General features: G+C 63.2%; 20 protein-coding genes. 17 read left to right on the top strand and 3 right to left on the bottom strand.

The genetic code is table 11. The features are described 5' to 3' along the window. Positions 1 to 3 precede the first annotated feature (3 nt). From IHV84_RS08565 to IHV84_RS08590, 6 genes are all read left to right on the top strand, one after another. Positions 4 to 627, top strand: a complete 624-nt coding sequence (locus tag IHV84_RS08565) for a protein phosphatase CheZ (RefSeq protein WP_198846545.1) — start codon at positions 4 to 6, stop codon at positions 625 to 627. 109 nt (positions 628 to 736) lie between these two features. Continuing rightward, positions 737 to 1,897, top strand: a complete 1,161-nt coding sequence (locus tag IHV84_RS08570) for a flagellar biosynthesis protein FlhB (RefSeq protein WP_044396645.1) — start codon at positions 737 to 739, stop codon at positions 1,895 to 1,897. Then, positions 1,894 to 3,978, top strand: coding sequence for a flagellar biosynthesis protein FlhA (gene flhA / locus IHV84_RS08575; protein ID WP_198846546.1), 2,085 nt, complete (start codon positions 1,894 to 1,896; stop codon positions 3,976 to 3,978). The genes IHV84_RS08570 and flhA overlap by 4 nt, the downstream gene beginning before the upstream one ends. Next, entirely contained in the window at positions 3,975 to 5,516 is a 1,542-nt protein-coding gene (flhF, locus tag IHV84_RS08580; RefSeq protein ID WP_198846547.1) for a flagellar biosynthesis protein FlhF, read from the top strand. Before flhA ends, flhF begins: the two co-directional genes overlap by 4 nt. Beyond that, positions 5,509 to 6,306 carry a hypothetical protein gene (locus IHV84_RS08585; protein ID WP_198846548.1) on the top strand — a complete coding sequence of 266 codons (798 nt, stop codon included), beginning with the start codon at positions 5,509 to 5,511 and terminating at the stop codon, positions 6,304 to 6,306. Before flhF ends, IHV84_RS08585 begins: the two co-directional genes overlap by 8 nt. Positions 6,307 to 6,312: 6 nt before the next feature. Continuing rightward, on the top strand, positions 6,313 to 7,029 hold the full coding sequence (locus IHV84_RS08590; protein WP_198846549.1) for an RNA polymerase sigma factor FliA: 717 nt from the start codon (positions 6,313 to 6,315) through the stop codon (positions 7,027 to 7,029). A gap of 181 nt (positions 7,030 to 7,210) precedes the next feature. Here the strand turns inward: IHV84_RS08590 and IHV84_RS08595 are convergent, their stop codons facing one another. The 3 genes from IHV84_RS08595 to flgA all read right to left on the bottom strand — a co-directional run bounded on the left by IHV84_RS08595 (position 7,211) and on the right by flgA (position 8,771). Next, a complete protein-coding gene (locus IHV84_RS08595; RefSeq protein WP_198846550.1) occupies positions 7,211 to 7,594 on the bottom strand; it encodes a hypothetical protein in 384 nt (127 codons plus the stop codon). Positions 7,595 to 7,633: 39 nt separating this feature from the next. Next, on the bottom strand, positions 7,634 to 7,954 hold the full coding sequence (flgM, locus tag IHV84_RS08600) for a flagellar biosynthesis anti-sigma factor FlgM (RefSeq protein WP_198846551.1): 321 nt from the start codon (positions 7,952 to 7,954) through the stop codon (positions 7,634 to 7,636). Positions 7,955 to 8,045: 91 nt separating this feature from the next. Further along, entirely contained in the window at positions 8,046 to 8,771 is a 726-nt protein-coding gene (flgA, locus tag IHV84_RS08605; RefSeq protein WP_198846552.1) for a flagellar basal body P-ring formation chaperone FlgA, read from the bottom strand. Positions 8,772 to 9,070: 299 nt separating this feature from the next. Between flgA and flgB the strand changes: the two genes are divergently transcribed. From flgB to flgK, 11 genes are all read left to right on the top strand, one after another. After that, entirely contained in the window at positions 9,071 to 9,535 is a 465-nt protein-coding gene (gene flgB, locus IHV84_RS08610; protein WP_044396655.1) for a flagellar basal body rod protein FlgB, read from the top strand. Positions 9,536 to 9,563: 28 nt separating this feature from the next. Then, on the top strand, positions 9,564 to 9,968 hold the full coding sequence (gene flgC, locus IHV84_RS08615; RefSeq protein ID WP_044396657.1) for a flagellar basal body rod protein FlgC: 405 nt from the start codon (positions 9,564 to 9,566) through the stop codon (positions 9,966 to 9,968). A gap of 27 nt (positions 9,969 to 9,995) precedes the next feature. Further along, complete coding sequence (locus IHV84_RS08620; protein ID WP_198846553.1) at positions 9,996 to 10,652, top strand: flagellar hook assembly protein FlgD; 657 nt, start codon at positions 9,996 to 9,998, stop codon at positions 10,650 to 10,652. A gap of 54 nt (positions 10,653 to 10,706) precedes the next feature. Beyond that, a complete protein-coding gene (gene flgE / locus IHV84_RS08625; protein WP_198846554.1) occupies positions 10,707 to 12,161 on the top strand; it encodes a flagellar hook protein FlgE in 1,455 nt (484 codons plus the stop codon). A 38-nt stretch (positions 12,162 to 12,199) separates the two neighbouring features. Next, positions 12,200 to 12,940 carry a flagellar basal-body rod protein FlgF gene (gene flgF / locus IHV84_RS08630; protein ID WP_198846555.1) on the top strand — a complete coding sequence of 247 codons (741 nt, stop codon included), beginning with the start codon at positions 12,200 to 12,202 and terminating at the stop codon, positions 12,938 to 12,940. An 18-nt stretch (positions 12,941 to 12,958) separates the two neighbouring features. Beyond that, complete coding sequence (gene flgG, locus IHV84_RS08635; protein ID WP_198846556.1) at positions 12,959 to 13,732, top strand: flagellar basal-body rod protein FlgG; 774 nt, start codon at positions 12,959 to 12,961, stop codon at positions 13,730 to 13,732. 11 nt (positions 13,733 to 13,743) lie between these two features. After that, positions 13,744 to 14,457, top strand: coding sequence for a flagellar basal body L-ring protein FlgH (locus tag IHV84_RS08640; RefSeq protein ID WP_198846557.1), 714 nt, complete (start codon positions 13,744 to 13,746; stop codon positions 14,455 to 14,457). Next, positions 14,458 to 15,447, top strand: coding sequence for a hypothetical protein (locus IHV84_RS08645; RefSeq protein WP_198846558.1), 990 nt, complete (start codon positions 14,458 to 14,460; stop codon positions 15,445 to 15,447). It begins immediately after the preceding gene. Positions 15,448 to 15,580: 133 nt separating this feature from the next. Continuing rightward, a complete protein-coding gene (locus IHV84_RS08650) occupies positions 15,581 to 16,720 on the top strand; it encodes a flagellar basal body P-ring protein FlgI (protein ID WP_198846559.1) in 1,140 nt (379 codons plus the stop codon). 1 nt (position 16,721) lies between these two features. Next, positions 16,722 to 17,642 (top strand): flagellar assembly peptidoglycan hydrolase FlgJ, encoded by a 921-nt coding sequence (flgJ, locus tag IHV84_RS08655; RefSeq protein WP_198846560.1) that lies wholly within the window; start codon positions 16,722 to 16,724, stop codon positions 17,640 to 17,642. Positions 17,643 to 17,659: 17 nt separating this feature from the next. Next, positions 17,660 to 19,699, top strand: coding sequence for a flagellar hook-associated protein FlgK (gene flgK, locus IHV84_RS08660; RefSeq protein ID WP_198846561.1), 2,040 nt, complete (start codon positions 17,660 to 17,662; stop codon positions 19,697 to 19,699). Positions 19,700 to 19,710: the final 11 nt, after the last annotated feature.

The following is a 19,710-nucleotide window of genomic DNA, read 5'->3' on the forward strand; positions in this document are numbered from 1 at the left end:
GCCATGGACACGCCAGAAATCACCCCTGCGGAGGCGGCCACAGATGTCCATCACAAGATCGGACAGCTGACCCGGCAGCTCCACGATTCGCTGAACGAGTTGGGCTTTGCGGAAAAACTGCGGGGCTCCATGGGTGAGTTGCCCGATGCCCAGAGCCGCCTTTCCTACATTGCACGGTTGACCGGCGAAGCCGCCGAAAAAGTGCTCAGCCGTGTGGAACTGGCCAAGGCCCAGCACGACTTCATCGCCTCGGAAACCCGGCGGGTGGTGGATTCATTGGTCAAAGACCCGGTCGCCGCGGTTGCCAAGGGTGAAATCTTCAACTTCCTGACCGACGTGGAACGCGTCACGAAAGAAGCCGACGTTCACCTGACCGAAATCATGATGGCGCAGGACTTCCATGACCTGACAGGCCAGGTGATTGCCAGGGTGGTGAATCTGGCAGCAACCATCGAAGATCAATTAGTACAGCTGCTCATTCAGACGGCCCCAGCAAATGCCCAGGTCGTCGTACCCACGCCAGAGCCAGCCAAGCTGCAAGGCCCGGTGGTGGATCCCGAGAACACCCCGGACATCGTGACCGATCAATCCCAGGTGGACGATCTTCTCGCCAGTTTGGGATTCTGATCCTGGCAGCATTCTGCGATGCCTGAATAAGGGGCCCCAGCGGCCCCTTTTCCGCCTTTAGATTTCCGAGCTGCTTACGACAATGGCATGACCCAGCCGTCATGCCATCATGGACTCCAGCCAAGACAAAGAATTACCCGCCACGGAGCGCAAGCTACAAAAAGCGCGCGAAGATGGCCAAGGTGCGCGCTCGCGCGACTTGTCCCACCTGGCCATCCTGGGTGCAGGAGCTGCCAGCATTCTGGTCCTGGCACCCACGCTCATGGACCACTTGCAAAAGGCACTGAGCCAACAACTCGTGTTTGACTCGCGCACGGTCATGACACCCGGCAGCATGCTCGAACGCATGCAAGCCGTGGTCATGGTGGGGCTGGTCGCCAGCGTGGTGTTTGCCGTGCTGACCAGCATGGCAGCCGTCATCAGCGCCATTGGTGCGGGTGGCTGGATCTTCAGCACCAAGCCCATCACGCCGCAATTCAACCGCCTGAACCCCATCACGGGCTTCACCAACCTGTTTGCGAAGCAGCAACTGGCCAACGTGGCCAAGATGGTGCTTATGACTTCCATCCTGGCTTTTGTGGCCTGGAAGTACATGGGTAACAGCATCGAGAGCATTGCGATGCTGGTATTGCAACCTTCCACCAGCGCCATTCGCGCCATGGCCGAATGGCTCACCACCGGGGTCAGCATGCTGCTGCTGGTGGTTTTTCTGGCCGCCCTGATCGACATTCCGCTGCAGGCCTTCTTCTTCAAATCGGGCCTCAAGATGTCCCACGAAGAAGTCAAGAAAGAACACAAGGAAGCCGAAGGCGACCCCCACACCAAAGGCCGCATCCGCCAAAAGCAACGCGAACTGGCCGACCGTGCCAGCGTGGGCGCTGTGCCCAAGGCTGATTTTGTGGTGATGAACCCCACCCACTACGCCGTGGCACTCAAGTACGACGAAGCCACCATGTCAGCCCCCCAGGTGATTTCGCGCGGCACCGACCTGGTGGCCATGCGCATTCGCGATTTGGCCAAGGGCCACGACATTCCGGTGCTGCAGTCGCCCATGCTGGCGCGCGCCTTGTATGCGCACGCTGAGCTGGACCAACCCATTCCGGCCACCCTGTACACCGCGGTGGCACAGGTGCTGGCCTATGTTTACCGGCTCAAGGCAGCCATGCGCGGCCAGGGCCGCATGCCCGGCGAGCTGGTCGAACCGTACGTACCGCCAGAACTCGATCCACACAACAAGCTTTCGGCCCAGGCCAAAGGTGAATCTGCATGAACACCTCCGTCAACTACCTGAAATTGTGGGCGGGCAAGAACACCTCGGTTCTGCAAGGCATGTCCGCCCCCCTGCTGGTCGTGGCCATTCTGGCGTTGATGGTGCTACCCATCCCCGCATGGCTGCTGGACACTTTCTTCACCCTCAACATCGCCGTTGCCCTGATGGTGATGATGGTGGCGGCCTACATGATCCGGCCGCTGGACTTCGCAGCCTTCCCCTCGGTGCTGCTGCTGACCACGCTGATGCGCCTGTCGCTCAACGTGGCTTCCACCCGCGTGGTGCTGCTGGAAGGTCACACCGGCCCTGGCGCAGCAGGCGCAGTGATTGAGGCCTTTGGCCACTTTCTGATCGGTGGCAACTTTGCCGTGGGTCTCATCGTGTTTGCCATCCTGGTGGTCATCAACTTCATCGTGGTGACCAAGGGTGCCGAGCGTATTGCCGAAGTGTCAGCCCGCTTCACCCTGGATGCGATGCCAGGCAAGCAGATGGCTGTGGACGCGGACTTGAATGCTGGCTTGATTGACGAGAAGGAAGCCAAACGCCGCCGGGCCGAAGTGGCTGAAGAAGCCAACTTCTTCGGCTCCATGGACGGTGCCTCGAAGTTCGTGCGCGGCGATGCCGTGGCCGGTATCCTGATTTTGCTGATCAACATCGTGGGCGGCTTCACCATTGGCGTGCTGCAACACGGCCTCACAGCCAAGGAAGCCGCCGACAGCTACATCCTGCTGGCCATCGGTGATGCGCTGGTTGCCCAGATTCCTGGCCTGCTGATTTCCGTAGCCGCCGCCATGGTGGTGTCGCGCGTCGGCAAAGAGCACGACATGGGCCGCCAGATCGTGCAGCAGCTCTTCATGTCGCCCCGCGTGCTGGGCGTGACGGCCGGCATTCTGATCATGCTGGGGCTGATTCCCGGCATGCCCCACATCGTGTTTCTGGTGATTGGCACCGCGTTTGGCTATGGCGCGTGGACGCTGTACCAGCGCCAGCAAGCCCCCGCCGAACCCGAGGCCCCACCCGCACCACCCACAACCGATGGCGAAGCCACCTGGGACGACCTGCAGCCCATCGACCTGCTGGGCCTGGAACTGGGTTACCGTTTGATCTCGCTGGTGGACAAGAACCGCCAGGGCGACCTGCTCACCCGCATCAAGGGCGTGCGCCGCAAGTTTGCCCAGGAAGTGGGTTTCCTGCCCCCTGCCGTGCATGTGCGCGACAACCTGGAACTCAAGCCCAGCGCCTACCGCATTACCCTGCGCGGCGTGGTGGTGGGCGAAGGCGAGGCCTTCCCCGGCATGTTCCTGGCCATCAACCCCGGCGGCATCACCACGCCCCTGATCGGCACGCCCACCACCGACCCGGCATTCGGCCTGCCCGCCCACTGGATCGACGATCGCCAAAAGGAAGCGGCACAAATGGCGGGTTTTACCGTCGTTGATTCAGAAACCGTGATGGCGACGCATTTGTCACACTTGATGCAAGTCCAGGCAGCCAAGCTCCTCAGTCGCACCGAAACCCAGCAACTGGTGGAACACGTAGGCAAGCTGGCCCCCAAGCTCATCGAAGAAGTGGTTCCGAAAATGGTGTCGATCGCAACGTTCCAGAAAGTTCTCCAGCTGCTGCTGGAAGAGTCTGTGCACATCCGCGACATCCGCACCATCATCGAAACCCTGGCCGAGCACGCTGGCACGGTGTCCGACCCTGTGGAGCTGGCACGGCGCGTGCGCATTGCACTGTCGCCCGCCATCGTCCAGCAGATCTACGGCCCCACCCGCGAACTCAACGTCATCGCCATCGAGCCTGGACTGGAACGCCTCTTGGTACAGGCCTTGGGCAATGCCGCTGGTCCCGCGCTGGACCCCGGTGTGGCCGACATCCTGACCCAGAAGGCCGCCGAAGTGGCCCTGAAGCAGGAAGAAATGGGCTTGCCCGCCTGCCTGCTGGTGCCAGACCAAATCCGCAATGCCATCTCCCGCCTGGTGCGCCGTGTCGCCCCCCGCCTGCAGGTGCTTGCGCACAGTGAAATTCCCGAGACCCACACCATCCGGATTGGGCCCATTCTCAGAGGTGCATCAGCATGAACATCAAACGCTTTACCGCCCCCACCTCCCGCGAGGCATTGGCCAAGGCGCGCATGGCCTTTGGCGAGGGCACCCTCATCCTGTCCAACCGGCCCACCGCCAACGGTGTGGAAGTGGTGGCAACCGCTGAAGACACCCTGTCTGCGCTGGACAGCTCGGCCCAAGGCTCGGGCAGCCCCACACCACAAGGTGGCCGCGATTTCCAGGATTCGCGCCCCCACGATGACGACCGGCTCGGCGGCAAGAACAACCACCGTGCAGCACCCCGCGCTACACAGATGGCGGCCCCCGCCAGCCGCCACAACCCGGTGGAAGAAGACACCGAACAGCTGGCAATGAGCACACTGTCGTTCCAGGACTACGTGCGCGAGCGCATGCTGCGCCGCCGCCATGAGGCCATGAATGGCCCCTCCACGCCGCCCACCTTTGCCGAGCGCAGCCGCGACCAGGACCGCGACTTCCCCCGCGAGCGCCCTGCTGCCCCTGCCGTGGTGCGCCACAACCCGCTGCGCTCCATTCCCATGGACCTGCCCGAGCCCGCGCCACGGCGCAAGGCTGAGCCCGCAGCGGCCGCCATCTCCATGGCCCAGCAGCAAAGCCTGATGAACGAGCTGCACGCCATGAAGGAGATGATTGAGGACCGCTTCAACACCATGGCATGGCTGGGGCAGGCCAAGCAAAACCCCATCCAGTCCAACCTGATGCTGAAGATGATTCGCGCAGGTTACTCGCCCGCCCTGGCGCGCGCCGTGCTGCAGCGTCTGCCCGAAGACCTGTCCGCCGGCGACTCGGTGCGCTGGCTGATGGAAGTGCTGGAGCGCAACCTCAAGACCGACGAGCACGACGTACCGCTGTACGAGCAAGGCGGCATCTTTGCCCTGGTGGGCTCCACCGGTGTGGGCAAGACCACCACCACGGCCAAGCTGGCTGCACTGTGCGCCCGCGTGCACGGCCCTGGCAGCGTGGGCCTGATCACGCTGGACACCTACCGCGTGGGTGCCCATGAACAACTGCGCACCTATGGCCGCATGCTGGGCATCGTGGCCCACCTGGCCCATGACCGTGCCGCGCTGCAAGACCTGCTGGGTCTGCTCAGCGGCAAGAAGATGGTGTTGATCGACACCACCGGCGTGGCACCGCGCGACCCACGCAAGCGCAGCATGCTGGACGTGCTGGACCTGCCCCATGTGAACCGCCTGCTGGTGCTCAATGCAGGCTGCCACGGCGACACGCTGGACGATGTGCTGACCTCGTTCAAGACCGCGGGCTCGCAGCAGGCCATCCTGTCGAAGGTGGACGAAGCCGTGAAGCTCGGCCCCTCTATCGATGCCCTCATCCGCCACCAGATGGTGCTGCGCGGTGTGACCAACGGCCAGCGCGTGCCCGAAGACTGGGAAGCTGCCGAAGCGCACAAGCTCATCAGCGCCTCGATGCGTGCCCCCGTCAAATCCGCTTTCGACCCTAAGTCGGTAGAGTTGAACTACTACTTCTCGAACGCCCCTGAGGCCTTGAGCGAGAAAGGACTGGTTGATGCTTGATACCGGTTTTCACCAAGCCGCAGGCCTGAACAGCTTTACGCCCCAGGCGCAGTTGCGTGTGCTGGCGGTGGCCAGCCAGGAGCGTGCCTCCAGCGGCCTGGAAATGCTCTGGCAGATCTGCGCCAACCTGCAGCGCCTGGGATACCCGGTGGCGGTGCTGGACGGCACAGCGCTGGAAACCGATGAATCCCCCGGCCTCAGCCATCTGCTGCAAGCTCCCTGGAACGATGGACTGAATGCCAGCGCATCGGTCACTTCGGTGGCGGTGCTGCCCGCTGCCCGGGGCATGCTCCAGCTGCAACGCCAGGCCTACAGCGAGGGCACACCGCCTTTGCAGAGTCTGCAACCCTATTTCCGCGCCTACGGCATGCTGGTGCTGCACGCGCCTGCGGGCCTGCTGGCACCGTTGCTCACCCATACCAGCACCATTCCGCTGGCGGTGATGGAGGGTGGATCGGCCGGGGTGCTCTCTTGCTACAAAAGCCTCAAGCACATCGCCACGCACACGGGGTTGCCCTGTACAGTGGCGTCTGTGCTGCAAACCGATACACCCACGGAACGACGCAAAGTGCTGGGAGCCTTGCAAACGCTGCAGGACTGCGCCGACCGTCATCTGGGCGGGCGCGTGCGCACCACCACCGTGTCGGCCAATAACCCCCACGACGTTCAACGCTTGGCCTTGCAACTGCTGGAAAACGCGGGCACCATCAACGGGCCGTTGGGCACCCTGTCCTCGAGCAGTTTGAAGGGTTTTTCAGAAGTATCTGCACAACCCGTCCGGAGCCACTGATCTGTGATGTACACCGCCAAAGGCCAGCTCGATCGTGATGCGCTGATCCGCCAGCATGTTCCGCTGGTTCGACGGATTGCGCACCACATGATTGCGAAGCTGCCTCCCAATGTGGAGCTGGACGACCTGATCCAGGTGGGCATGATGGGCCTGGCGGAAGCCCTCTCGCGCTACGAAACCGCCCAGGGAGTGCAGTTCGAAACCTTCGCCAGCCAGCGCATCCGCGGGGCCATGCTGGACGAGTTGCGCGAGAGTGACTGGATGTCACGCAGCTCGCGCAAAAGCCAGAAAGACATCGAGCAGGCTGTGCACCGTCTGGAGCAAAAACTGGGGCGCAGCCCGCTCGAATCAGAAATCGCCGCCGAGATGGAACTGAGCCTGGCCGAGTACCAAAGCCTGCTGAGCAAAGTGCGCGGCACCCAACTGGTGTACCTGGAAGACATGACCCATGGCGGGGACGACGAAGACGGTTTTCTGGACCGCCACGTTGCCGACGCCGGGGCGGACCCGGCGGAGCTGCTGCGCGACCAGCGCCTGCGGGCCTCACTCGTCAACGCCATCAAGAGCCTGCCCGAGCGGGAGCAATACATCATGGGCATGTACTACGAGCACGACATGAACCTCAAGGAAATTGCCGCCGTGCTCGGCGTGACCGAATCGCGCGTGTGCCAACTGCACAGCCAGTCCATCGCACGCCTGCGCGCCAAAATGCGCAGCCACTGACGCCACCCCGCAGGGTTTGCAATAAAAATAGCTTCTAGCGCTTGATAGGCAAGCGCTGGAAGCTATTATTTTTATAGCAAACTATTCCAATTGAAATTGGCCCGCCGCGCGCCACAACTGCAGGTCGCCGGGGACGGGATACCCACGCCTGCGAAGTACAGGCAACGAACGCGCAAGAAACTCAGCCTGCCGAACGATAGATTCGCGCCACCGCGCCCGCCTTGCCCGGGCCCGCCTGGGGGTTGCCGTAGGTGGCCGACTGGGCGCTGCCCGCCTGGGGAACCACCACGGCGACTTGTCGGTCGGTGATCACGGATACACGGGCCAGGTTGTCACGCTGCACGGCCAGTTGCTGGCCAATGGCGGCCAGCCGTTTTTCAAACTGAGGGGGAAGCTGGGCGGCGGAAATGCCTTTGGATTGCTCCAGCACCCAGGTAAATCGAGCGGCTGCGTCGCGCAGCGCAGTGCTGGCGGTCTCCAGCGCAGGGGCATCCAGGGACAGCAAGGCCCCTGAAACTTGTTCGATGTGTTGCTCTACAGCGGTGAGGGCTTCTTCTAACGACATGGTGGAGATGCGCTAGCCCAAGCCCGATGGATCTGGTGCTCAGCCGCGCGAACGGGAAAAGATTTCTTGGGCGCCGGACAGCATTTTGTCTGCAATCACCTCAGCGTTGACCTTGAACGTGCCATTGCCAATCGCTGCGCGCACTTCGCTGACCCGCTTGGCATCAAATTCACTGGACGTGCGGCCGGGCTGTTCCAGTGCCCGGGCCGAGCCAGACACGGTGACAGGCACACCGGCGGCCGACGCAGCTGCAGCGCCTTTCGCCACCCCTTCGGCTGCTGGGGCTGGACTTTTGGCTTGCTTGGCAAGCCCTGTCTGCGCCAATGCGCCCGGGAGTTCCGGTTTTTGACCTATCTTCATCGCTCTCTCCACCACCCCGGTGATGTGGGGCTCAGTAGCAATGTTTTCGACCCGTTTTCGCAGGACTTTAGGTGTTTATGCGGGCAAATCCTCAAAGAGTGATAGTCACCGTTCCATCTTCGGAAACAATTCCACTCACTATCCGACCATTGTCCATTCTCACGCGCACAGTCTGCCCGACAGAGCCGGCAGACAGCGCTTGACCTGCAGAAGTCACAGCATAACCCGGGCCTTGGGCTGACACACGCACCTGGGCGCCGGCTTTGAACAGGCTGGGGGCTTTGACCATGGACTGGCGCAAGGCCTGCCCGGCCATCAATTGGCGCGTGGCCGTTTGGCCCAGCCATGCCTCTGGGTTTGCCAGCACCGGCGCAGCGTCTGCGGCCCAGTCGACTTCTGCCTGGGCAGCGTCATTGGCCGTCAGCACCGCGCCGGGGGCGACGTTGCCCGTAAGCACCCAGGCCGGGCCCCAGGCCTTGATGGTGACGGGCAGGAACACATTCCAGGCGGAACTGCCCTCCACGCAGCGCAAACCCAGCCGAGTGCGTCCCCACAGGCGCGAGCCTGCAGGCAGATAGGGTTCCACACGACTGCAAGGGGCCAGGCGCAGGCGGCTGTCCAGGGTGCCCACGCTCACCTCCATGCGCAGCGTGGCGCCGGGGGCCTGGTTGCGGGTCAGGGCGTCGTCCAGCCAGCGCTGGGTGAGCGCGCCGAGCTCCGCCGCCGGATCGGCCACGGCTTGCGCCTGTGCGGCGCCCGCAAAGACAAAAGCCGACAGGGCCAGCCAGGCACAACGAAAAAATGAAAGGGACGGCATGGTGAGCACTCTCCAGTAATGGCGCCAACCCGCTGCGCCGCGGTGGAATGGTTCGATGACAGCAGCCAAGCCCGGGGCAATCACGCAGTCAAGGTCGAGGGCGGCTTTGGCGGGCAAGGGGCCGCAGACCCATTCCAACGCCGTCACTATAGGACGGCATCGCAACCTGCAAAACCCGAAACTGCGCAGCCATTTCCGCGTTCTTCGGGCTTTAGAAAAAACCTGCCATTTCCATAATCGAACCACGCCAAAGCCCGCTCCGGGCCCAGGCGCCAAGCGATACAGGATGTGAGGCAACCATGCTTGACAAGATGACCAACCAGCTGGGTTTTCAGGGCAACGCGCTGATTTTGCGCGCCGAGCGCCAGCGCATCATTGCCAGCAACATTGCCAACGCAGACACCCCCGGCTACGTTGCGCGGGACTTTGACTTTGCCAGCACCTTGCGCGAAGCCACCAAAGCGCCTGCCGGCACGGATGTGAAATCCGTTCTGCACGGCGACAAGGGGCCCGCAGTCAGCACCGCCATCTCGGACCCCCGGCATTTCCGCGCCACCACCACCGGCTCGGGCTCGGCTTCCACCCTGGGCGGCCCCGGCAAGCTCGGCTATGCCGTGCAGACCCAGCCTGCGCTGGACAACAACTCGGTGGACCTGGACCGCGAGCGCGCGAACTTCGTGGACAACGCGGTGCGTTACGAAGCCACCCTGCGCTTCATCAACGGCAATGCCAAGACCATGCTCAGCGCCATCCAGGGCCAGTAAGCGCAAACACCACCCAACGAGGCACACCATGTCCATGTTCTCCATCTTCAATGTGTCTGGCAGCGCGATCAGCGCGCAGTCGCAGCGCCTGAATGTGGTGGCCAGCAATCTGGCCAACGTAGACGCCGTGGCAGGCCCGGACGGCAAGGCCTACAAGGCCCGGCAAGTGGTTTTCCAGACCACACCCATGGGTGCCGACAGTGCCGCAGGCGTGCGTGTGTCGTCCATCAAGGAAAGCGATGCGCCCGGACGCAAGGTGCACGACCCCGCGCACCCCCTGGCCGACGAGCAGGGCTACGTGAACCACTCCAACGTGAACGCCGTGGAAGAAATGGTCAACATGATTTCTGCCTCGCGCTCGTACCAGAACAACGTCGAGGTCATGAACACAGCCAAGTCGCTGCTCCTCAAGACTCTGCAAATTGGCCAGTAAAGAACTCGGCATCCAGGAGAGATTCGCATGATCATCAGCCCCACCCAAGCCACCGCTGGTACCACCACGGGCAGCACCAAGGCCTCTGACCCCAACACCGATCCGGCGGCAGCGCAGGACCGGTTTCTGAAACTGCTGGTAGCGCAGCTGAACAACCAGGACCCGATGAACCCTCTGGACAACGCCCAGATGACATCGCAAATGGCGCAGATCAACACGGTGACCGGCATCCAGCAGTTGAACCAGACCATGGCCAGCATGGCGGCGCAGTTCAATTCGCTGCAGGTCATGCAGGGCACCGCCCTGGTGGGGCGCAGTGTATTGACCGAAGGCTCCACCGTCACCATCGACGACAAGACGGGCAAGGGAGGCTTCGAGCTGGCCTCTGCCGCCACCAGTGTGAAGGTGGAGATCGTCAACGCCAACGGCCAGGTCGTAGATACCGTGGACATGGGCGGCCAGGGCGCGGGCCGGCACCTGTTCAACTGGGACAGCAGCAAATACGCAGGCTCTACCGATGGGCTGCGCTTCCGGGTCACGGCACTCAACGGCAGCACCCAGGTGGGAACCACCTCGCTGGCCCTGTCGAAGGTGGTCGCCGCAGGCGCCGAGGACGGCCAGCTGATGCTGAACCTGTCCAACGGCCAGGCCGTCCGCTACACCGACATCAAGGCCATGGTCTGACGACCGCCATTTCCCACGACCGCATCGAACACACCGCCCTCCCAGGAGAACACCATGAGTTTTCAACAAGGCCTCTCCGGCCTGAACGCCGCCAGCAAGAACCTGGACGTGATCGGCAACAACATCGCCAACTCCAACACCGTGGGCTTCAAGGCCTCGCGCGCGGAGTTTGCGGAAATGGTGGCTTCTGCCATTGGGTCGGCAGGCGGCTCCAGCGCCGGAATCGGGGTGGAAACAGCCAACGTGGCCCAGCAGTTCACCCAAGGCAATCGCAACATCACCGGCAACAGCCTGGACGTGGCCATCAACGGCAATGGCTTCTTTATGCTGAAGCTGCCGGACCAGACCCAGGCCTACACCCGCGCGGGCAATTTCAAACTCGACAAGGTGGGCAACATGGTCACCAACGATGGTGCCCAAATCCTGGGCTACGCCATCAATCCAGTGACGGGTCAGCGCGGAAACGAGCCTGTGCCTATGGTGTTCCCCACCTCTGAGCCCATCCCTGCCAAGAAGACGGAAAACATCGTGCTGGGCATGAATCTGGACGCAACCGCAGTTGGCGACCTCAAAGCCACGCCACCAGTACAACCGGCCCCCCGCTCCACCTACGGCACGTCCATTAACGTGTTCGACACCCAGGGTGTAGCCACACCGGTGAACTTATATTTTCAAAAGAACGGCTCCAACAGCTGGGAAATCTACGACAAGCTGAACGACCTCGAGGCCAACCCGCCAGTGATCGGCCGCTTTGTGGGCAAGATCGAAATGGACGGGAACGGGAACATCATTGGGATGACGCAGCCCACGGGGGAGCCAGATTCAAAAGGTAACTTCACCACAGGCACAAGGACAATCCGAAAAGCTGACGGTACCTTTGAGGAGTCTAAGGTGACATGGACATGGACAGAGGTCAAAGACACCTCGGTGACGCCAAATAAGACTATCGACTGGGTGGTGAATACTGAAACCTTCACTGTTAATCCAACGGCACCGACCACGTTCGAGTTCAAGCTGAAACTGCCGGTAGACCCCAGCAAGGCCAACCCCAACAACCCGCCGACGAAGTTCGACGTCAAGCTGGATCTGAGCAAGACCACCCAGTTCGGCGCCAAATTCGCGGTGTCCGAGCCGACGCAGGACGGCTATGCCTCCGGTGATTTGACGGGTATCAACATCGAAAACAACGGCATGATCATGACGCGTTACTCCAACGGCGTCACCCGTGCCGAAGGGCAACTGGCGCTGGCCAACTTCCGCAACACCCAGGGGCTCGCAGCCATCGGCGGGAACAATTGGGTCGAGACTTTCGAGTCAGGTCAGCCCAATAAGGGCACCGCCACCGATCGCAACTTCGGTTCGCTGCGCTCGGGTGCGCTCGAAGAATCCAACGTGGACCTGACGGCCGAGCTGGTCAACATGATGACCGCCCAGCGCGCCTACCAGGCCAACGCACAGACCATCAAGACGCAAGACCAGGTGATGTCCACCTTGGTGAACCTGCGCTGAGGCTGACCGCGCACCCGAGCTGAACACGAAAGAGCGCTATGGACCGCATCATCTACACCACCATGACAGGTGCCAACGCCGCTGCCCACCGGCAGTCGGTGCTGGCCAACAACCTGGCCAATGCGTCCACCAACGGCTTTCGGGCAGAGATGTCCACCTTCCGCTCGGTGCCGATGCAGGGCGACGGCTCCACCACCCGCGTGTTCGCGCTGGAAGCCACATCGGGCCATTTGAGCACCTCCGGCCCCGCGCAGACCACTGGCCGCAACCTGGATGCGATGGCCCAAGGGAATGCATGGTTCGCAGTACAGGGACTAGACGGCACAGAAGCCTACACACGCGCCGGTCAGTTTGAGGTATCGAACACAGGCCAGCTCGTAACCCCGCTGGGCTTGCAAGTTCTGTCGGACGGAGGTGCACCCATCGATGTGCCCCCGAATGCAACGATCACCCTATCACCCGACGGCACCGTATCTGCCAGGGTGGGCAATGAGCCGCCTGTAGCTGCAGGCCGCATCAAGTTAGCCACGGTCAATGCTGACAACCCAGTGCGGCGCGGCGATGACGGGCTGTTTCGGACGACCAACGGGAACGCAATCCCCGCTGACCCTAATGCCCGGATGCAGCCGGGCGCGCTGGAAGGCTCCAACGTCAACGCGGTGGAAAGCATGGTGGGAATGATCGCCGCCTCGCGCCAGTTCGAACAACAGATGCGGCTTCTGCAAACGGCCGAAACCAACGACAAATCGGCCGCACAGTTGCTCAGCCTCAACGGCTAAAGGAAAGGAACCCTTGCCATGATGAATTCCCTTTGGATTGCCAAGACCGGCATGACCGCCCAGCAGACCAACCTGGACGTGATCTCGCACAACCTTTCCAACGTCTCCACCACGGGTTTCAAACGCAACTTCGCGGTGTTCCAGGACCTGATGTACCAGAACCAACGGCAAGTGGGCGCTCAAACTGGGGACAACACTCAGCTGCCGACAGGCTTGCATGTTGGCCTGGGTGTGAATGTGGGCTCCATCTCGCGTAACTTCATGCAGGGAGCACTGACCAACACCGGCAACGCGCTGGACATTGCCATCAACGGCCAGGGCTTCTTCCAGGTCCAGATGCCCGACGGCACGACCGGCTATACCCGCGCAGGAAATTTCACGCGCAGCAGCACCGGCGACGTTGTCACAAGCGAGGGCTACCCGCTCGTTCCTGCGATCAACCTGCAGATTGGCGACACCCTTGACATTGGCCCGAACGGCCAGGTCTCGATCACCCGCGCTGGCGTCACCACCGCAGGGCCGCAAATCCAGTTGGCCAATTTCGTCAACCCGGCCGGACTGGAGCCGCTGGGCAACAACCTGTATCGCGAAACCGTAGCCTCCGGCGCGCCCGAGGCCGGCAACCCCCTGACCAATTCGCTGGGGGAAATCCGGCACAAATTTCTGGAGAACTCCAACATCAACGTGGTGGAAGAGCTGGTCAGCATGATCCAGACCCAGCGCGCCTACGAGATGAATTCCAAAGCCATCCAGACATCTGACCAGATGCTGGCCAAGCTGTCCCAACTGTAAGGAGCGCCAAGATGCCCCCCCTCCTGCGACTGACCGGCTCCGTGGCCCTCGCCCTGCTCGCTACCGGCTGCGCCACCCTGAACCCGCCGCCACCCGTGGACGTGCTGTCCACCGCACCGCCGATGCTGGCACCCGCCCAGCCGCGCAACGCAGCGCCTGCCACGGGCGGCCTGTTCCATACTGCCAGCTACCGGCCTCCGCTCGAAGACCAGCGCGCGCGCTTTGTGGGCGACATGGTCACCATCCGGGTTTTCGAGAAAATCAAGGCCAGCCAAAACAGCCGGTCGAACGTTGACCGCGACGGCAGCGTTGGCGGCGGTATCACAGCGCTCCCTCTGCTCGGTGCTTCCACAGCAGCAAAGATCGCCGGGCGCTCGGCCATGGAAGCTGGTTACAACAACGATTTCAAGGGCGGCGGCAATACGACCAGCGAAAATGAATTCGACAGCAAGATAACCACCATCGTCACCGAAGTGCTGCCCAATGGTCACCTCGTCATCACGGGTGAAAAGCAGGTGGGCGTGAACCGCAGCGTGGATGTGCTGCGGTTCTCGGGCATCGTCGATCCTCGCCATCTCAGCCGCGAAGCACAGCATGCAGGCAGTGTCATCGACTCGAAATACGTTGCCAACGTGCGCGTGATCTCGCGCGGCCTGGGCGAACAGGCCGATGCGCAGGCCATGGGCTGGCTGGCGCGCGCTTTCAACTCCATCACGCCGTTCTAAATGACTTTCCCGGTCACACGGTGGGTGCGTCTGGCCGCCATGGCACTGGCGCTGTGCTGCGGGCTGGCCACCGCGCAGGACCTGCGCGACCCACCAGAGCAGACCTTTACCGTCTGGCCGAACATTCCCGTGATCCGCGCATCCGACCTGGGCGACTATGGCCAAGACCGGAAAATTTTTGCCGACCTGCACACCGCCAAGGCCGACCCGGCCAAAACGCTGGAAGCGCTGCAGGCGGTGGACCAATTGCAGGCCCACCACGAGCGCATGGCGCTGGCACAGCTGGGTCGCACATTGAACGTGCAGTTCATTGGTGAGGTGGACAAGCAAAGCCGCCGCATCAATGGCGCGCGGCCCCGGTTGCGCTTCGAGTTTTCGGGCATCTCACCCGACGAGTTGCAACGTGCAGCCGTGCTGGATGCTGCGGCCAAGCAAGCCCTGCAGAACAAGGCGCGCAACGTGGCACTGGCCGCCTACATCAGCTACACGCGCCTGCAAGAGACGCTGGTACAGGCCACCGTGACGCTGGTGCGGCTGGGCACGGGTGCGTCACAAAGCTTCACCGTCACCGCCCCGGCGCAGGAGCTGGGTGAAGCGCTGGCGCGCGCCGTGGTGGACTACTTCAGCGGCACGCGCTTTTCCGCCCACCAGAACCCCCTGGGCGCAGCACAGTGGCTGCTGTCCGCGCCGGGGCATGCGGACCAGCTCGTCTCTCGCGACATGGCGCAGCGCTATTGCCAGTCGCAGCAGGCAGCGCTACCCACCGTGGACGAAATGGAAGCCGCCGAGGCCGCGGGCTTCTACGGCGGCGGCGTGACCCTGCGGCCCCACACACCCTACCACGTGCAGACCGGCCTGTACGACCCCGCTGACGATGCCGGCAAAGTGCGCCCCAACTACATTGCCAGCGTGCGCAACGGGTACTACTACTGCATCCGCAACCCGCTTCCAGCTGCCCAGGCGCAACGCCCGAGGAATCAAAAAAGATAGCTACTCGCGCTTGATGGATAAGCGCCAGAGGCCAATTTGGCTTGAAATCAAGCCCACTTTGTGACCCCAACAAGCGCCGGAAGCCGCCTCTTTTCACGCTTTAGCTGGCGGCACAGGTCTCCACAATGGAGCCATGAACTTCCTGCCTTTGTCCCGCCGCATTGCCTACCTGGCCGCACTCGCAATGCTGACCCTGGCCCTGCCCGCGCAGGCGCTGCGCATCAAGGAAGTCGCCGCCGTGCAAGGGGTGCGCAACAACCAGTTGTCGGGCTACGGACTGGTGGTCGGCCTGGACGGCACGGGCGACAAATCGGGCATGCCCATCACCGGGCAGGCCATGCAGAACTACCTGCAGCAGATGGGCATCAGCCTGCCGCCGGGCTCGGCGGCCCTCAAGCTCGACAACGTGGCCACCGTGGTGGTTACGGCCCAGCTGCCCCCGTTCGCGCAGCCCGGCCAGATGATCGACGTGACCGTGTCCTCCATCGGTTCGGCCAAATCCATCAAGGGCGGCACCCTGATTGCCACACCTCTGCGTGGCGCTGACGGCGAGATTTATGCCATCGCCCAGGGCAACTTGGTGGTGGCAGGTGCCGGTGCGACGGGTGGCCGCGCCAACACGGCAGGCGACCGCAGCAGCGTACAGGTCAACCACCTCAGCGCCGGCCGCATCCCTGACGGGGCGCTGGTGGAACGCTCAGTACCCACGCCGCTGCACGAAGGCGACACCATCACGCTGGGGCTCAATGCTTCGGACTTCCAGACCGCGCGCACCGTGGCGCAGGCCATCAACGCACGGCGTGGGCCGGGCACGGCCGAAGCGCTGGACGCACGCACCGTGCGCGTGCAGGCGCCGCCCGATGCGCATGCACGCGTGAACTTCATTGCCGAGCTGGAAGAGCTGCCTCTGCCCGAAACACCGCGCGCGGCCAAGGTGGTCATCAACGCCCGCACGGGCTCCATCGTGCTCAACCAGGCCGTCACCCTGGGCCCCTGTGCCATTGCCCACGGCAACCTGTCGGTGATCATTGACGAGACACCGGTCATCAGCCAGCCCAATCCGCTGTCGCGCGGCCAAACCGTGTCGGCGGTCAAGAGCGACATTGCCATCCAGTACGACGGCGGCAAGATAGTCAACATGCCGGCATCCCCCCTGCTGAGTGACGTGGTGCGCGCCCTGAACAGCCTGGGCGTCACACCGCAAGACCTGCTGGCCATCTTGCAGGCCATCAAGGCCGCTGGCGCTCTGAACGCGGAGCTGGAGGTGATCTGACATGGCCCTGACCCTGCCCTCGTCTGCCCCCAGCAGCGCCCGCCAGGCGCTGGCGGTGGACACACGTTCGCTCAACAACCTCAAGCTGGAAGCGGGGCAAAACAGCCCCGATGCGGCCAAGGAAGCCGCAAAGCAGTTCGAGTCGCTGTTCATGCGCGAGCTGATCAAGAGCATGCGCGAAGCCACCATGAAGTCGGGCCTGCTCGACAGCGCCCAGGGCGACTTGGGCTCGGACATGCTGGACCAGCAACTGTCGGTGCAGATGTCTGGGCAGCCTGGGGGCTTGTCGGAAGCGATTGCACGGCAACTCTCGCGCCAGATGGGTGTGGCAGAGCCCACCTTCTCGGTGCCTTCCACGCTGAGCCTGCCGCAAGTCACGGGCCGCGCTGGCGTGGCCACCAAGGGGGCAGTCAGCCCCATCAACACCACCACGCCCGCCCCCAAGGGGCGCGACGATTTTGTGCAGCACCTGAGCAGCACGGCCGAAGCCGTGGCCAAGGAAAGCGGCATTCCCGCCAGCTTCATGCTGGGCCAGGCGGGCCACGAAACCGGCTGGGGCCGCAGCGAAATCCGCAACAAGGATGGCTCCACCTCGTTCAACCTGTTCGGCATCAAGGCGGGCAAGGGCTGGACGGGCAAGGTGGCCGAGGTCACCACCACCGAATACATCAACGGCGTGCCCCGCAAGGTGGTGGCCAAGTTCCGCGCCTACGACTCTTACGAAGATTCGTTCCGCGACTACGCCCGGCTCATCACCGACCACCCCCGCTACGAAAAAGCCCAGGCCACGGCCCGGACTGGCTCTGCCGTGGCCTATGCCGCCGAACTGCAGAAGGCAGGCTACGCCACAGACCCCGAATACGCCAGAAAACTCAGCGGTGCCATCCAGAGCGCACTGCGGGCCCAGAAGGCGCAAGCATGATGGAAGCGGTGTAAATCATGGGACTGCTCAACGTCGGCGCTCGCGCCCTGATGGCCAACCAGGTGGCCTTGCAGACGGCTGGCAACAACATTGCCAACGTCAACACCCCCGGGTATTCGCGCCAGACCGTGGCACTGCAAACCGTGCAGGGGCAATTCTCGGGCGCAGGCTACATCGGGCAAGGGGTGGATGTGCGCACCATCTTGCGCAACCAAAGCGAGCTGCTCACCCGCCAGGCCGCAGCGGCAGGCTCGGTGAGCGCTGGGGATACGGTGCGCGCGCAGCGGCTGAGCCAGCTGCAGGAGATTTTCAGCGGCGGCCCCACGGGGTTGGGCGCCGCCATCAACGACATGATGAACGCGTTCTCGGACGTGGTGGCTGCCCCCACCGACCTGTCGGCGCGCACCCTGGTGCTCACACGCATGGACGAAACCGCATCGCGCATGCGCACCTCGGCCGACCGCATCAACGAGATCCAGTACACCGTGACCGAGGAGCTGAAGAACAGCGCCAACACCGTCAACAGCCTGGCCAAGCAGATGGCCGCGATCAACGAGCAGATTGCACGCGCCACAGGCAACGGGCAAACCCCCAACGACCTGCTGGACCAGCGCGAGCAGGTCATCCGCGAAATCAACCAGTATGTGCAAACCACGCAGATACCGGCGGATGACGGAACCATTGGCCTGTTCGTCGGCGGCAGCCAGCCCCTGGTGCTGGGCACCACAGCCACCGAGGTGGCGGTGGGCGACTCGGGCACGTTCCCGTCCAGCGGGCAGGTGAAGCTGCTCTTCACCCGCCCAGGCTCCCCGGCGATTGAGCTGGACGAGAACATGCTCGGGGGCGGCAGCATCTCGGGCCTGCTCCGGTTCAACAACACCGATCTGGCCGAAGGGCGCAACCTGCTGGGCCGCATGGCATTGGCCATCGGCACCACCCTGAACTACCAGCAGACGCTGGGGCTGACGCTGGACGGCGTGGCCGGCAAACCCCTGTTTGCCACCACCGCCAGCGTGCCGGGCCTGACACTGGGCACCGCCGTAGGCTCCATCAGCTTCACAAACTCTGCCAGTTTTTCGCCCACCGAGTTTGCAGCGTCAGATTACGAAGTGCGCTTTGATGCCGCCGGCGTGGGCGGGCAGGTGGTGCGGCTTTCAGACGGCGAGACCACTCCGTTCACCAACATCGCCACCCTGTCCACCACGCAGATCGACGGGCTGACTTTCAACTTCACCGCCACGGGCACCGCCAACGAGCGCGTGCTGTTCAAGCCCTTCGGCACGGCGGCCAGTGACATGAAGGCGCTGGTGTATTCGCCCCGCGATCTGGCGGTTGCCAATCCGATCAATGCCGCCATGGGCACGTCCAACAGCGGCACGCTGCAGCTGGCCGGGCTGCAGGCCACGGGCATCACCTGGAATGGCGGTACGGGCCAGGCGGTCAACTCGGGCATCGGCGGCCTGTCAATGCCGCCCAGCCCGGTGCCACCTGCCACCACCGGTGGTGGCGTGGTGCTCACCTTCAATGCCAGCGGGCAATTCACGCTCAGTGGCAACGCCAACCCGCCCATCGACATGGCGGCCAACCCGCCCCAGTTGCTGGCAGGGCCGCCGTATGCCTACACCTCGGGGCAATCCATCCACATCGATGGCTGGTCGATCAACCTCAAGGGCAGCCCCAAGGCGGGTGACACCGTCACCATCGGCAACGCAAAAGACGCCCAGTACGGCGACAACTACACCCGCAACGCCGGCAACGCCACAGCGCTGATGAATCTGCGTGACGTGAAGATGTTCGACGAATCCACCCTCAGCGACGGCTACGCCAGCGCCATGGCCCAGGTGGGCACGCGCACGCAGAGCGCGCTGTTTGCCTCCGATCTGTCGAAGTCGATTGCCGTGAACCTGGAAAACGACCGCACGGCGGTGTCGGGCGTGAACCTGGACGAAGAAGCCGCCAAGCTGCTGCAGTACCAGCAGGCCTACCAGGCATCGGCCAAAATGCTGCAAATTGCGCAGAGTGTCTTTGACACGCTGATCCAGAACCTGGGCCGATGAGGCCGCCTCTG

Source organism: Acidovorax sp. IB03, from assembly GCF_016406015.1.
Taxonomy (GTDB): Bacteria; Pseudomonadota; Gammaproteobacteria; order Burkholderiales; family Burkholderiaceae_C; genus Acidovorax; species Acidovorax temperans.